The organism is Pseudomonas thermotolerans DSM 14292, assembly GCF_000364625.1.
GTDB classification, from domain to species: domain Bacteria; phylum Pseudomonadota; class Gammaproteobacteria; order Pseudomonadales; family Pseudomonadaceae; genus Aquipseudomonas; species Aquipseudomonas thermotolerans.
Genome location: NZ_KB822613.1, coordinates 57,168 through 70,208 on the forward strand (window position 1 = coordinate 57,168; position 13,041 = coordinate 70,208).

14 protein-coding genes and 1 tRNA gene are annotated in these 13,041 nt (G+C 67.6%); 7 read left to right on the forward strand and 8 right to left on the reverse strand.

What is annotated here, in order from left to right:
* The first annotated feature begins 150 nt into the window (after nt 1-150).
* Nucleotides 151-957 (forward strand): hypothetical protein, encoded by an 807-nt coding sequence (locus H165_RS0112285; RefSeq protein ID WP_017939231.1) that lies wholly within the window; start codon nt 151-153, stop codon nt 955-957.
* 45 nt (nt 958-1,002) lie between these two features.
* On the opposite strand, the gene H165_RS0112290 is transcribed toward H165_RS0112285, so the two are convergent.
* A complete protein-coding gene (locus tag H165_RS0112290) occupies nt 1,003-1,440 on the reverse strand; it encodes a hypothetical protein (protein ID WP_017939232.1) in 438 nt (145 codons plus the stop codon).
* A gap of 86 nt (nt 1,441-1,526) precedes the next feature.
* Between H165_RS0112290 and H165_RS0112295 the strand changes: the two genes are divergently transcribed.
* Nucleotides 1,527-1,967, forward strand: a complete 441-nt coding sequence (locus H165_RS0112295) for a universal stress protein (protein ID WP_017939233.1) — start codon at nt 1,527-1,529, stop codon at nt 1,965-1,967.
* Nucleotides 1,968-2,023: 56 nt separating this feature from the next.
* Here the strand turns inward: H165_RS0112295 and H165_RS0112300 are convergent, their stop codons facing one another.
* On the reverse strand, nt 2,024-2,710 hold the full coding sequence (locus H165_RS0112300; RefSeq protein ID WP_017939234.1) for a DUF6901 family protein: 687 nt from the start codon (nt 2,708-2,710) through the stop codon (nt 2,024-2,026).
* Between the two features lie 11 nt (nt 2,711-2,721).
* A complete protein-coding gene (locus tag H165_RS0112305) occupies nt 2,722-4,635 on the reverse strand; it encodes an ATP-binding cassette domain-containing protein (protein ID WP_017939235.1) in 1,914 nt (637 codons plus the stop codon).
* Between the two features lie 214 nt (nt 4,636-4,849).
* Between H165_RS0112305 and H165_RS0112310 the strand changes: the two genes are divergently transcribed.
* Nucleotides 4,850-6,781 carry a transglycosylase SLT domain-containing protein gene (locus H165_RS0112310; protein ID WP_017939236.1) on the forward strand — a complete coding sequence of 644 codons (1,932 nt, stop codon included), beginning with the start codon at nt 4,850-4,852 and terminating at the stop codon, nt 6,779-6,781.
* A gap of 49 nt (nt 6,782-6,830) precedes the next feature.
* Here H165_RS0112310 and H165_RS0112315 read toward each other — a convergent pair whose 3' ends face one another.
* The 3 genes from H165_RS0112315 to H165_RS19595 form a co-directional block, all read right to left on the reverse strand.
* The gene (locus tag H165_RS0112315) at nt 6,831-7,634 is read right to left on the reverse strand and encodes an MOSC domain-containing protein (protein WP_017939237.1); all 804 of its coding nucleotides are present in this window, start codon (nt 7,632-7,634) and stop codon (nt 6,831-6,833) included.
* Between the two features lie 59 nt (nt 7,635-7,693).
* Complete coding sequence (locus tag H165_RS0112320; protein ID WP_017939238.1) at nt 7,694-8,632, reverse strand: chemotaxis protein CheV; 939 nt, start codon at nt 8,630-8,632, stop codon at nt 7,694-7,696.
* 130 nt (nt 8,633-8,762) lie between these two features.
* Entirely contained in the window at nt 8,763-8,906 is a 144-nt protein-coding gene (locus H165_RS19595; protein ID WP_017939239.1) for a hypothetical protein, read from the reverse strand.
* Between the two features lie 103 nt (nt 8,907-9,009).
* Between H165_RS19595 and gliR the strand changes: the two genes are divergently transcribed.
* Nucleotides 9,010-10,068 (forward strand): AraC family transcriptional regulator GliR, encoded by a 1,059-nt coding sequence (gene gliR / locus H165_RS18565; protein ID WP_017939240.1) that lies wholly within the window; start codon nt 9,010-9,012, stop codon nt 10,066-10,068.
* Here the strand turns inward: gliR and H165_RS0112335 are convergent.
* A complete protein-coding gene (locus tag H165_RS0112335; protein WP_017939241.1) occupies nt 10,049-11,263 on the reverse strand; it encodes a molybdopterin molybdotransferase MoeA in 1,215 nt (404 codons plus the stop codon). The two genes, gliR and H165_RS0112335, sit on opposite strands and share 20 nt — an antisense overlap.
* Nucleotides 11,260-11,799, reverse strand: a complete 540-nt coding sequence (gene moaB / locus H165_RS0112340) for a molybdenum cofactor biosynthesis protein B (RefSeq protein ID WP_017939242.1) — start codon at nt 11,797-11,799, stop codon at nt 11,260-11,262. Before moaB ends, H165_RS0112335 begins: the two co-directional genes overlap by 4 nt.
* Before the next feature lie 75 nt (nt 11,800-11,874).
* Between moaB and mobA the strand changes: the two genes are divergently transcribed.
* The 3 genes from mobA to H165_RS0112355 all read left to right on the forward strand — a co-directional run bounded on the left by mobA (nt 11,875) and on the right by H165_RS0112355 (nt 12,999).
* Nucleotides 11,875-12,474, forward strand: a complete 600-nt coding sequence (mobA, locus tag H165_RS0112345; protein WP_017939243.1) for a molybdenum cofactor guanylyltransferase MobA — start codon at nt 11,875-11,877, stop codon at nt 12,472-12,474.
* 78 nt (nt 12,475-12,552) lie between these two features.
* The gene (locus H165_RS0112350) at nt 12,553-12,774 is read left to right on the forward strand and encodes a YgdI/YgdR family lipoprotein (RefSeq protein ID WP_017939244.1); all 222 of its coding nucleotides are present in this window, start codon (nt 12,553-12,555) and stop codon (nt 12,772-12,774) included.
* Nucleotides 12,775-12,922: 148 nt separating this feature from the next.
* Nucleotides 12,923-12,999 (forward strand) — tRNA-Pro (locus tag H165_RS0112355).
* Nucleotides 13,000-13,041 lie beyond the last annotated feature (42 nt).

The window sequence follows — 13,041 nt, forward strand, 5'->3', positions numbered from 1 at the left end:
CCGCCATCAGTCCCGTCGATGGGACTCTGGACGAGACGTGACGAATTTGTCGATTGCGGTCACGAAATCTCACGGGTACATTCGTACAAGAACGCCGAGCCACGGCGGATAACAATAAGAATTCCCTGCTAGGGATGCGGAGTTGTACCCATGACAAGACGTCTGCTGGCTCTCACGCTGGTCGCCCTGTTCCTGTATTTCTCCCCCACTGCCAACGCCGACACCGGCGAAGACCTCCACAGGCTGCACCAGCTACGCCTCGCAGCCCAGAAGACCCTGGGCGACTTCTACATGTTCAACGGCATGGAGGGCGATCAGCGCTATGCGCAGAAGATCGACGAAGCCCTGCAGGCGGCCCATGGCTACCTGCAGCAGATCGGCGCCATGCCCGGCGACGCCTCGCGCGCCCTGCGCGAACGTCTGGACGAGCAATGGGCGGGCTACGAGTCCGCTCTCAACGTGCTGATCGGCCAGATCCGCAACCGGGGCTATCCGGAGCTGCAGCTGATCGCCGACCTGGCCGAGCGCAACCAGCAGCTGATGGAGCTGAGTGGCGAGCTGTACGAGCGGATCCAGCAGGAAAGCGGCAAGCCGGTGCCGCCACTGACCCAGCAGAGCCGCGCGCAGAGCCTGCTGATGCAGGCCATCGCGGTGGACTACGCCTCGCGCAGCGCCTCGGTGGGCGGCTCCTTCTTCGGCAACCCGGAGTCTGTGCGGCCGATCGATGAACTGGCCCGGGAGTTCGCCGGGCAACTGGAACGCATGACGAAGGCGCCGCAGAACAGCCCGCAGATCGCCCGGGACCTGGATAGCGTCAGCACCAAGTGGCGCTACATCGAAAAGTCCCTGCGGAACTACAACCAGAACAGCGTCCCATTCCTGGTCAACAAGTACTCGGACAGCATCATCGAGGAACTGGAAACGGTTGCACAGCAGTACGCGGTCGCCAACCTCTGAGGGCACTCACGGCGGGCCTGCAACTGCCCGCTCCTCCGGGGTCGATCAAGCCAGTGCGTCGAGCAGCGCGGCGATGCGGCGCAGGGTTTCGGCGTCGCCCCGTTCGCCCCAGTAGAGGGCGATCATCTGGCGATCCGCCTCGATCTTGTAGACATCCGCCGGCAGGCTGGCCAGGTGCTGGGCCAAGGTCTCATCCGTGCAGGGCTCGCCCCACTGGCTCACCCAGCGGCCGGCTTCCGGCTGCCAGTAGCACCAGGCGTCGGCGTGGCCGCTGCGGCGCGCCCGGGAGTACTGCGGGCAGGGGCTGGGCGGCGGGCCGGGCATCCAGTGCGGCCAGTCCTGCCGCGCCAGGTGCATGGCCAGGCCCATGCGTCGCGCCTCCAGGCGCAGGTTCATGCGCGCGTTCTGCCGCGCCGAGGGGCGCAGCCAGACCAGCGGGCTGAGCAGCAGAAAGAGCAGCGCGAGGATTATCCATGGGGCCATCGGGGGAATTCCGCTGGCAAAAGACTGTTCAGGGCGGCGATGATGGCCATACTTGAATGCAACGACCCACCTTTCGAGGAACTTCCATGACCTATCGGCACATTCTGGTCGCGACCGACCTTTCCGAGGAATGCCACCCGCTGATGGAGCGCGCCCAGGCCCTGGCCCAGGCCACCGGCGCGCGGCTGTCGCTGGTGCACGTCATCGAACCCATGGCGATGGCCTTCGGCGGCGACGTGCCCATGGACCTGTCGCTGCTCCAGCAGCAGCAGTTCGATCAGGCCCGCGAACGCCTGGACAGCTTCGCCGGACGCTACCCCGAGCTGACCCCGGACAACCGCCACCTGGTCTACGGCCAACCGCGCCAGGAAATCCACCGCCTGGCCTCCGAACAGGGCTGCGACCTGGTCATCGTCGGCAGCCACGGCCGCCACGGCCTGGCCCTGCTGCTCGGCTCCACGGCCAACGACGTGCTGCATGGCGCACCCTGCGATGTCCTGGCCGTACGCCTGAAGAAACCCGAGTGACGGCCGCACGGCTGCGCTCCAGTGCCCCCGGAGCGCAGCCGCCCGACTGAAACGGATCATTCCAGGGATTCGCCGGCGCTCATCACCAGCGGGCGGATCTTCTGCAGCTGCGTCTCCAGTGAATAGGTGATGCTCGAGGACATCGAGAAGAAGGTCAGGAAGGCCTTGAGGTTCGAGTCGCCCTCGCAGGTGTCGTGAATCCGCTGCCAGAACGCCTGGTTGACCAGTTGCAGCTGCTGGAACACCCGCACCAGGCCCTTCAGCTCCCAGTCCGGGCGGCGCCCCTCGCGCAGGTTGAAGTACTGCCGCGCCAGGTACAGGGACACCGCGCGCAGCACGAACTCCTGGTTGCTGGCGAACGGCAGGTGGTTGTGGGCCATGGGCTTGAGCTTGGCAAGCATCGGGCAGGCGCTGGTGGCCATGATCACTCCAAGCAGCGCACGCAGCCCCTCCTCCAGACCGGTTTCCTTGTGGTAGTCACGCTCCGGGGTGCGCACCCAGACGCTGGCGCGCTGGAAGGCCGGCAGACCGCGAAAGTCCTCGATCACCCGGTGCAGGTCGAGGGCCGCCGGGCAGTGACTGTACTCCTCGCGGCCGAGCGGACAGTTGCTGCACTGCTGGTACTCCAAACGCGTCCAGGCCGGTGCGGCGGGGATCCGCTCGCGGTCGTAGACGCGCTCCAGCTCGATGCGGTAATTGAACTCGTAATCGCCGCCCAGGCTGATGCGGTACTCGATGGCCATTCCCCGTCTCCTCAACCTTCCAGTTCGGCCCAGCGCTCGAGCATGGCGTCCAGCTCCTCCTGCAGCTCCTGCAGGCGCTGCAGCGCGGCGGCGGTCTCGCTGGCCGGCCGCTGGTAGAAGGCCGGATCGGTGACCTCGGCATTCAGCGCGGCGATCTTCGCCTCCTGTTCCTCGATCAGCCCCGGCAGCGCTTCCAGCTCGCGCTGCAGCTTGTAGCTGAGCTTCTTCTTCGCGGGCTGCTCCTTGGCGGCGCTTTCGGCCCCGGCCGGAGCGGGCGCAGCGGCCGGTTTCTCGGGCTTCTCGACCTTTTCTTCGACCACCCCGAGGAGGCTCGGCGAACCGCCCTGGCGCAGCCAGTCCTGATAGCCGCCGACGTACTCGCGCACCCGGCCCCGGCCTTCGAACACCAGGGTGCTGGTCACCACGTTGTCGAGGAAGGCCCGGTCGTGGCTGACCATCAGTACGGTACCGGGGAACTCCAGCAGGACTTCTTCCAGCAATTCGAGGGTTTCCACGTCCAGATCGTTGGTCGGCTCGTCCAGCACCAGCAGGTTGGCCGGCTTGCTGAACAGCTTGGCGAGCAACAGGCGTGCCCGTTCGCCGCCGGACAGCGCCTTGACCGGGGTACGGGCACGCTGCGGACTGAACAGGAAATCGCCGAGATAGCTGAGCACGTGACGGTTCTGGCCATTGATGCTGATGAAGTCGCGGCCCTCGGCAATGTTGTCGATCACCGTCTTCTCGGGTTCCAGCTGGTGACGCAACTGGTCGAAATAAGCCACTTCCAGTCGCGTGCCGATCTCGATGCGCCCCTCAGTCGGCTGCAGCTCGCCGAGCAACAGCTTGAGCAGGGTGGTCTTGCCGGACCCGTTGGCGCCGAGCAGGCCGATACGGTCGCCGCGCTGGAGGATCAGGGAGAAGTCGTCGATCAGCTTGGGGCCGCCCGGGTGGGCGAAGCTGACGTGCTCGGCGACGATCACCTGCTTGCCGGACTTCTCCGCAGCCTCCAGCTGGATACTGGCCTTGCCCTGCCGCTCGCGACGCTCGGCGCGCTCCATGCGCATCGCCTTGAGAGCGCGCACGCGGCCCTCGTTGCGGGTGCGACGGGCCTTGATGCCCTGGCGGATCCAGGCCTCTTCCTGGGCCAGCTTCTTGTCGAACAGAGCGTTGGCGGCTTCCTCGGCAGCCAGCTGCTGTTCCTTGTGGACCAGAAAGCTGGCGTAGTCACCGTTCCAGTCGATCAGGTGGCCGCGGTCCAGCTCGAGGATACGGGTCGCCAGGTTCTGCAGGAAGGCACGGTCGTGGGTGATGAACAGCACCGCACCGTTGAAGCCGAGCAGCGCCTCCTCCAGCCAGGCGATGGCACCGATGTCCAGGTGGTTGGTCGGCTCGTCGAGGAGCAGCAGGTCCGGCTCGGAGACCAGCGCCTGGGCCAGCAGCACGCGCCGCCGCCAGCCTCCGGAAAGCTCGGCCAGGATTTTGTCGGCCGGCAGCTGCAGGCGGCTCAGGATGCTTTCCACCAACTGCTGCAGACGCCAGCCGTCGCGAGCCTCGAGGGCCTGCTGGACGCGGGTCAGCTTGGCCAGGTCGTCGTCGGAGCGGATGTGCTGGCTCAGGTGGTGGTATTCGGCGAGCAGCGCGCCCACCTCGGCCAAGCCCTCGGCCACCACGTCGAACACCGTGCGCTGGTCGGCGGCCGGCAGCTCCTGGGGCAGTTCGCCGATCTTTAGCCCGGGCGCGCGCCAGATCTCGCCGTCGTCGGCTTGCTGGTCGCCCTTGACCAGACGCAGCAGACTGGACTTGCCGGTGCCGTTGCGGCCGATGATGCAGACCCGTTCGCCACGAGCAATCTGCCAGGACACCCGGTCCAGCAAGGGCATGGCGCCGTAGGCCAGGGATACGTCGGTGAACTTGAGCAGGGTCATGGATGCCTCCGGAAACAGGAGGCGGATTCTACCCGAAGCCACGCCTCCATTGGTCCTTCCACCGCTCGCCGACGGCCGCAACCAGCTGTTTTTTCGGGGATTGCCAGGCGCGCAACGGTGCTTCCTCCGGGTCCGGGCAACGGCTAAGCTAGTCACCAGCGATGCCCGACAACCGTGCATCCCTCAGTCGCCTGTCTGAATTTCCGGAAGTCCCATGCGCGGTCGCCTGCTCCTCCTGCTGTCCTGCTTCACCCTCTCCTCCGCCCTGGCCGTCACCAGCGTCCAGGCCGCCAGTCTGGCCCAGCAACGCCTGTACTACACCGAAGCCAAGCGCGCCCTGGCCAAGGGCGACGCCGGCCCCTACCGGCGCTATGCCGCGGCGCTCGCCGACTACCCCCTGGAGCCGCACCTGGCCTACGACGAGCTGACCGCCCGGCTGAAGACCGCCAGCAACGCGGAGATCGAGAAGTTCCTCACCGAGCACGGCGACCTGCCACAGATCAACTGGATGAAGCTGCGCTGGCTGCGCTGGTTGGCCGAGCGCGGCGACTGGAAGACCTTCCTCGACTATTACGACCCGCAGATGAACTTCACCGAGCTGGACTGCCTGTACGGCCAGTACCAGCTCAGCCACGGTCTGATCGAAGAGGGTAACGCCACCGCCGAGAAGCTCTGGCTGGTCGGCAAATCCCAGCCGGAAGCCTGCGACACCCTGTTCCGCATGTGGAGCAGCCACGGCCTGCTCACCGAGGAAAAGCGCTGGCAACGCGCCAAGCTGGCCGCCGAGGCCCGCAACTACGGACTGGCCAGCTACCTGGCCAAGGGCCTGGCGACCCGCGCAGTGGAAGGCCAGCTGCTGGTGGAGGTGGCCCAGAAGCCGCAGCTGCTCAGTCAGACCGCCCGTTTCGCCCCGGCCACCCAGGCCATGGCCGACGTGGTGGGTCTCGGCCTGCGCCGCCTGGCCCGTCAGGATCCGGAGAAGGCCCTCGGCCTGCTCGACCTCTACAGCAAGCGCATGCCCTTCTCCGCCGAGGAGAAGGTAGCCATCGCCCGGGAGATCGGCCTGACCTTGGCGCGACGCTTCGATGCCCGCGCCCTGCCGGTGATGGCCGAGTACGATCCGGAGCTACGCGACAACACCGTCAGCGAATGGCGCATGCGCCTGCTGCTGCGCCTCGGCCGCTGGAACGACGCCTACCAGCTGAGCCGCCAACTGCCCACAGAGCTCGCCGACACCAGCCGCTGGCGCTACTGGCAGGCGCGCAGCCTGCAGCTGGCCCAGCCCAACAGCCGGGAACCGATCGCCCTCTACCAGCCGGTGGCCCGGGAGCGTGACTTCTACGGCTTCATGGCCGCCGATCAGATCAAGACCCCCTACCGCCTCAACCACAAGCCCCTGGCCCTGGATCCCAAGGTGGTGCAGCGGGTGCGCAGTACCGCCGGCATCCGCCGTGCCCTGGAGTTTTACGCCCGCGGCGAGATCGTCGACGCCCGCCGCGAGTGGTACCACGTCAGCCGCCTGTTCGACCGCGAGGAGCTGGTCGCCCAGGCGCGTCTGGCCTACGAGATGGACTGGTACTTCCCGGCCATCCGCTCGATCAGCCAGGCCCAGTACTGGGACGACCTGGAGGTGCGCTTCCCCATGGCCTACCAGTCGATCCTTCAGCGCGAGGCGCGCAACCGCGGCCTGCACTCCAGCTGGGTGTTCGCCATCACCCGCCAGGAGAGCGCCTTCATGGCCGACGCCCGCTCCGGTGCCGGCGCCCTCGGCCTGATGCAGCTGATGCCGGCCACCGCCAAGGAGACCGCACGACGCTTCAGAATTCCGCTCAGCTCGCCGCAGCAGGTGCTGGCTCCGGAGAAGAACATCCAGCTCGGTGCCGCCTACCTGAGCCAGGTGCACGGCCAGTTCAACGGCAACCGCATCCTTGCCTCGGCCGCCTACAACGCCGGCCCCGGCCGCGTGCGCCAGTGGCTGCGCGGCGCCAGCCACCTGAGCTACGACGTCTGGGTGGAAAGCATTCCCTTCGATGAGACCCGCCAGTACGTGCAGAACGTGCTGACCTACGCGGTGATCTACGGCCAGAAGCTCAACGCCCCGCAGCCGCTGGTGGAGTGGCACGAGCGCTACTTCGACGGTCTCTGATCCTACGTGCCGGGGATGCACGCATCCCCGGATGAACCCTGGCGTCGCCCTATTCCAGCACTTCCACGGCCATGCCGAGGCGCAGCTCGCCCTGCCCCTGGTGGATCAGGTTCTGACCGAAGTACACCTCACCCTCGCGCGCACGGTAGGTCTGCAGGGTGGCCAGCGGCTCGCGGTCGGGGCTGCGCTCGCCGGTGGCCGGGTCGATGGTGGTCAGGATGCAGCGGCTGCAGCCCTTGACCACGCGAAATTCTGTAGAGCCGATGCGGATGCGCTTCCAGCCATCCTCGGCATAGGGCGCGCTGCCCTCCACCACCAAGTTGGGACGAAATCGCAGCATCTCCAGCGGCCGGCCGACCCGCGCCGAGAGGTCGTCGAGGGACGCCTGGCCGATCAGCAGCAGCGGAAAACCGTCGGCGAAGCCCACCTTCTCACCCGGCAGCCCGTAGCCGGTATCCACCTGACGGGCCCGCTCGGCCGGCACATGGACTAGGCGCAAGGGCTTGCCGAGCAGTTCGCTGAGCCAGGCCGCCGCCGCATCGCCGGAATCCGGCACCCGCAGGCTGTCACGCCACACGGTCACCCCGCGCAATGTGCCGTCCACCGGCAGCGGCACTTCCAGACGCGGCATGCCTGGCGCCTGCAGGGTCAGGCCGCCGGCAGCGTTCTCCCGGGCGAGAATCCGTCCCATCTGCGGCAGCGCGCGTTGCGACTGGAAGCGCCCGGTCTCGGCATCCACCACCATCCAGCGGCGGTCGCCGGCCAGCCCCAGCTCGTCCAGACGGGCCGCCTCCAGGGGCTCGGCCATGCCGGACTTGAGCGGGAAACGGTAGAGCGCGGAGAGTCGGATCATGGCCTGCGTCCTGACGGAGGAAAAGAGGTTGCCGTTATACGGAAGCCGCCCCCCGCAACTCAAGAAGAGGCGGGCTGATCGCGGCGCAGGCGGTCGAGGACGACGTCCACCAGGCCTTCCGGCTGAAACTTGGAGAGGAAATTGTCGCAGCCCACCTTCTTCACCATCGCCTGGTTGAAGCTGCCGGACAGCGAGGTGTGCAACACCACGTAGAGATCGCGCAGGCGCGGGTCGTGGCGGATCTCTGTGGTCAGCCGGTAGCCGTCCATCTCCGGCATTTCCGCGTCGGTAAAGACCATCAGCAGCCGGTCGCAGACCCGCTCGCCGCTGTCTGCCCAGGCCTTGAGCATGTTCAGCGCCTTGAGACCGTCGGTGGCGGTGTGCATCTTCAAACCCAGCTGGCTCAGAGTGTCGCGCAGCTGCGCCAGACCCACGCTGGAGTCGTCCACCAGCAGCACCTCGCGGCCACGCGCGGCCTCCAACAGCGGATCGCTGAGACGCTCGCCAGACAGCCGGGTGTCGTAGGGGACGATCTCGGCCAGGACCTTCTCCACGTCGATGATTTCCACCAGTTGGTCATCGACCCGAGTGATGGCGGTCAGGTAGTGGTGGCGCCCTGCACCGCCAGGGGGCGGCAGGATGGATTCCCAGTTGAGGTTGAGGATGCGCTCCACGCCGCTGACCAGGAAGGCCTGCACCGACCGGTTGTACTCGGTGACGATGATGGTGCTGCGCTCGTTTGCCTCCTGCGGACGCAGGCCGATGGCCCGCGACAGGTCGATGACCGGCAAGGTCTGGCCGCGCAAGGTGACCACCCCGCAGACATGGGGATGGCGATGGGGCATCAGGGTCAGGCGCGGCATGTGCAGCACTTCCTGCACCTTGAACACGTTGATCGCGAACAGCTGGCGGCCCGCCAGGCGGAACATGAGGATTTCCAGGCGGTTTTCGCCCACCAGCTGGGTGCGCTGGTCCACCGTGTCGAGAATGCCGGCCATCGTCTACTCCTTAGCTGAAACTGACGCTGCGGGGGATATGGACATATATCGGCCGGCGTCGGCGAAAACTGAAGCGCGGCACATAATGGCATAAAGACATCAGCAGACTCGTGCCACGCATCGGAATCCGTCACTGGCCGAGCAGCGGCGAGTCGACCGGCAGGTGCACGCGGAGCGCCGCGGGACGAACGCTGAAGCGCAGCCGGGCGCCGACCGACACCGATTCCAGGCCGAGGATGCCGCCGGCAGCTCCCCAAGCGTTCCAGCGCCGCATAGCATTCTCCCCAGGATTTTTAGCTGCCTATACTAGCCAGCCGCCGCGTGCGGTCACTGTCGAATCGAGCCCCCCCGAGTCGCCAATCAAAACAACGACAAGCATGCAAGCCCTGGGTTACACCGCCGTCCCCGCCCTGCGGAAATACCTGCGCCTGGCCGAACGCCAGGGGCTGGACCTGGAGGCCGCCCTCGCCGCCGCCGGCCTGGAACGCGACGACCTGCGCGACAATGGCCGGCGTCTGCCCAGCGAAACCCACGAGCGACTACTCGGTCATCTGATCGCTGCCTCCGGCGACCCGCTGTTCGGCCTGCACGCCGCCGAGTTCGTGCAGCCCGGCTCCTGGAGCGTGCTCGGCTACATCACCATGAACTGCGCCACCCTGGGCGAGGCCATGAGCCGCATCGCGCCCTACGAGAAGCTGGTGGGCGACATGGGCACCAGCCGCATCGAGCCGGCCGCCGACCATGTCCGGCTGATCTGGCACTGTCGCCATGAAACCCCGGAGATCCGCCGCCACATGGTGGAGAACGTCCTGGCTTCCTGGCTTTGCTACGCCCGCTGGATCGCCGACATGCAGCGCTCGCCCCGCGAGGTGTGGCTCGAACACCAGCGCCCGGCCGGTACCACGCAGGCCGACTACGAAACCGTGTTCGGCTGCCCGGTGCGCTTCGCCCAGCCGGTGAGCGCCCTACTGGTGCCTCTGGAGTTCCTGGACATCCCACTGCGCCAGGCCGATCCCAACCTGCTGCGCACCCTGGAGGAACATGCCCTGGCGCTCATGGCCGAGCTGGACGACGACGAACCGCTGCCACGCCGCGTGAGGAACACCCTGCGCCTGCTGCTCAAGGAAGGCCTGCCACGCAAGGAAAAGGTCGCTGAGCGCTTCGGCATGACGGTGCGCACCCTGCAGCGCCACCTGCAGCAGGCCGGCATCAGCTACCAGCAGATCCTCGACGAGCTGCGCCGCGAGCTCGCCGAGCACTACCTGACCCGCAGCGAACTGGCCGTGCAGGACATCGCCCAGTACCTGGGCTTCAGCGAGTCACGCTCCTTCCACCGCAGCTTCAAGGGCTGGACCGGCATGACTCCGGGGGAGTTCCGCGAGCGGCAGCGCGGCGCCGTGCCGCCCGCGGGGAGCGCTACACCAGCAGTTCGCTGAGCGGAATGAAGTCCACCGGCTCGCCCTCGACCAGGGTGCGGCCCTCGGGGATCTCCACCAGCCCGTCGGCCCAGGACACACTGCGCAGCACCCCGGAGCTCTGGTTGGGATAGAGCACCGCCCGTCCCAGCTCAAAGCGCGCGCGCAGGTACTCGCGGCGGCTGCCCGCCCTGTTCCAGGCGAAGCCGGCAGGCACCGGGAAGCGCAGCGGCGTGACCTTGGCCACGCCCAGGCGACGCAGCAGGTAGGGCCGCGCCAACAGGGCGAAGGTCACCAGGGTGGAGGCCGGATTGCCGGGTAGGCCGATCACCGGCACGCTCTGGTAGTGGCCGACAGTCAGCGGCTTGCCGGGCTTGATCGCCAGCTTCCAAAGCATCAGCTCGCCCTCCTCCCGCAGCACCTTGCCAAGGAAGTCCGCCTCGCCCACCGATACCCCGCCGGAAGACAGGATCAGGTCGACATCGCCCAGCTCGGCGAGGCGGGCGCGGGTGCGTGCCAGGTCGTCGGGCAGGATGCCGGCATCCACCACCGTGCAGCCGAGCCGCTCCAGCCAGCTGCCCAGCAGGCGACGGTTGCTGTTGTAGATCTGCCCGGGACCGAGCGGCTGGCCTGGCTCCACCAGCTCGTCACCGGTGGACAGCACCGCCACCCGCGGCCTGCGGCGCACCACCAGCCGCGCCGCTCCCAGCGAGGCGCACAGGCCCAGCTGCACCGGCCCGAGACGGGTGCCAGCATCCAGCACCTGCTCGCCGAGACGGGCTTCCTGGCCACGCGGGCGCACGTTCTGGCCGGCCTTCAGGGGCGCGAGGAAGCGCACTCGGCCGTCCGCCAGCACCTCGGTGTTCTCCTGCATCTCCACGCAGTCGGCGCCTTCCGGCAGCGGCGCGCCGGTGAAGATGCGCGCGCAGCTGCCCGGCTCCAGCGGCTCCGGCGCCTGGCCGGCAAGGATGCGCTGGCTGACGCGCAACGGCTCGCCCTGCCAGTCGGCCAGGCGCAGGGCGTAGCCGTCCATGGCGCTGTTCGGCCAGGGCGGCAGGTCGAGGCCAGCCACCAGCGGCTCGGCCAGCACCCGGCCCTGGGCCTCGGCCAGCGGCAGGGTTTCCCGGTCGAGGATCGGCGCCTGCTCCGCCAGCGCCAGCAGCTGTGCCAGCGCGGCTTCCACCGACAGCAGTCCGGGGCGCGCGTCGCCACTCATCCGCGCGACTCGCAGGGCGCCACCGGCTTGAGGTGGGCGACGAAGTTGCAGGGCCGGTGGCGGGCGTCCAGCTGCTCGGCGAGGATGCCGTCCCAGGCGGTGCGACAGGCATTGGTGGAGCCCGGCAGGCAGCACACCAGGGTACCGTTGGACAGCCCGGCCAGCGCCCGCGACTGGATGGTGGAGGTGCCGATGTCGGCCACCGAGATCTGCCGGAACAGCTCGCCGAAGCCATCGACCTGCTTGTCGAACAGGCAGGCCACTGCCTCCGGGGTGCTGTCGCGGCCGGTGAAGCCGGTGCCGCCGGTGATCAGCACCACCTGGATCTCGTCGTCGGCGATCCAGGTCGCCACCTGGGCGCGGATCCGGTACAGGTCGTCCTTCAACAGCACCCGCGCGGCGAGGCGGTGGCCGGCCGCGGTGAGGCGGTCGACGAACAGCTGGCCGGAGGTGTCGGTTTCCAGGGTACGGGTGTCGCTGACGGTGAGAACGGCGATGTTGAGCGGTACGAACACCGCATCGGCCTTGTGGCTCATGGGATATGGTCCGATTGTGCAGAAGGTTGGCCAGTGTTATATCACAGAGCCGCACCACCGGCCCCGAACCCCGCCATGCCCCGACCCGTCCGCCTCCCCGCCTGCTCCGTGCTGCTCCTCGCCGGCGGCCGCGGCCAACGCGTCGGCGGCGCCGACAAGGGCCTGCTGGAATGGCGCGGCCGGCCGCTGATCGCCCACCTGCACGCCCTGGTGCGGCCGTTCACCGACGACCTGATCATCTCCTGCAACCGCAACACCGATCGCTACGCGGCCTACGCCGACCGCCTGGTGCAGGACGACAGCCCCGATTTCCCCGGGCCGCTGGCCGGCATCCGCGCCGGCCTGGCCGCCGCCCGCCACGACCACCTGCTGGTGCTGCCCTGCGATGCCCCTCTGATCGATGCCGTGCTGCTCAAGGAGCTGTCGCGTCTTGCCGCGCAGCATCCGGAACAGGCGGTGATGGTGCGCCAGGCCAAATACTGGCAGCCGCTGGTCTGCATGCTGCCCAAGAGGCTCTCCGCCAGCCTGGAGGAAGCCTGGCAGCGCGGCGAACGCAGCCCACAGCGGGTGTTCCTGCCGCTCGGCGTCATCCCGCTGGACTGTGCACCGGACGATCCGCGCCTGGCCAACCTGAACACCCCCGAGCTGCTGGCCAACGCCGCAGCCGCGCGCTGATCGGACATTTTTTCTGAACCCTGGCGACCTCTTGATGTCAGATGAACGGTAATTCATCTCTTGATAAGGAGAAGCACCATGATCCAACGAATCCTGCCGGCCTTCCTGCTGGCCCTCGGACTCGGCATCCTGGCCGGCTGCTCGTCGCCCGCGGTGATCACCCTCAACGACGGCCGCGAGATCCAGGCGGTGGATACCCCGGAATACGACGAGGAGTCCGGCTTCTATGAATTCGAGCAGCTGGATGGCAAGCGCGTGCGGGTCAACAAGGATCAGGTCCGCACCGTGAAGGAGCTCTGAAGGCGTCCTGCCCCGCACGAAGCCGCGACGGATCGCGCTTCGCGCCCGCCCCCGGTTCCGGCGACTCCGCTGCCGGTGCCGGAGGCAAAAAAAATTTCACATAACCTCTTGTGCAATAAAAGTTTTTCGGTATCATTGTCGCCACTTACGGAGTGTAGCGCAGCCTGGTAGCGCGTCTCGTTCGGGACGAGAAGGTCGCAGGTTCGAATCCTGTCTCTCCGACCAATCGAAGAAACCCGCCCTCATGGCGGGTTTCTTTTTGCCCAC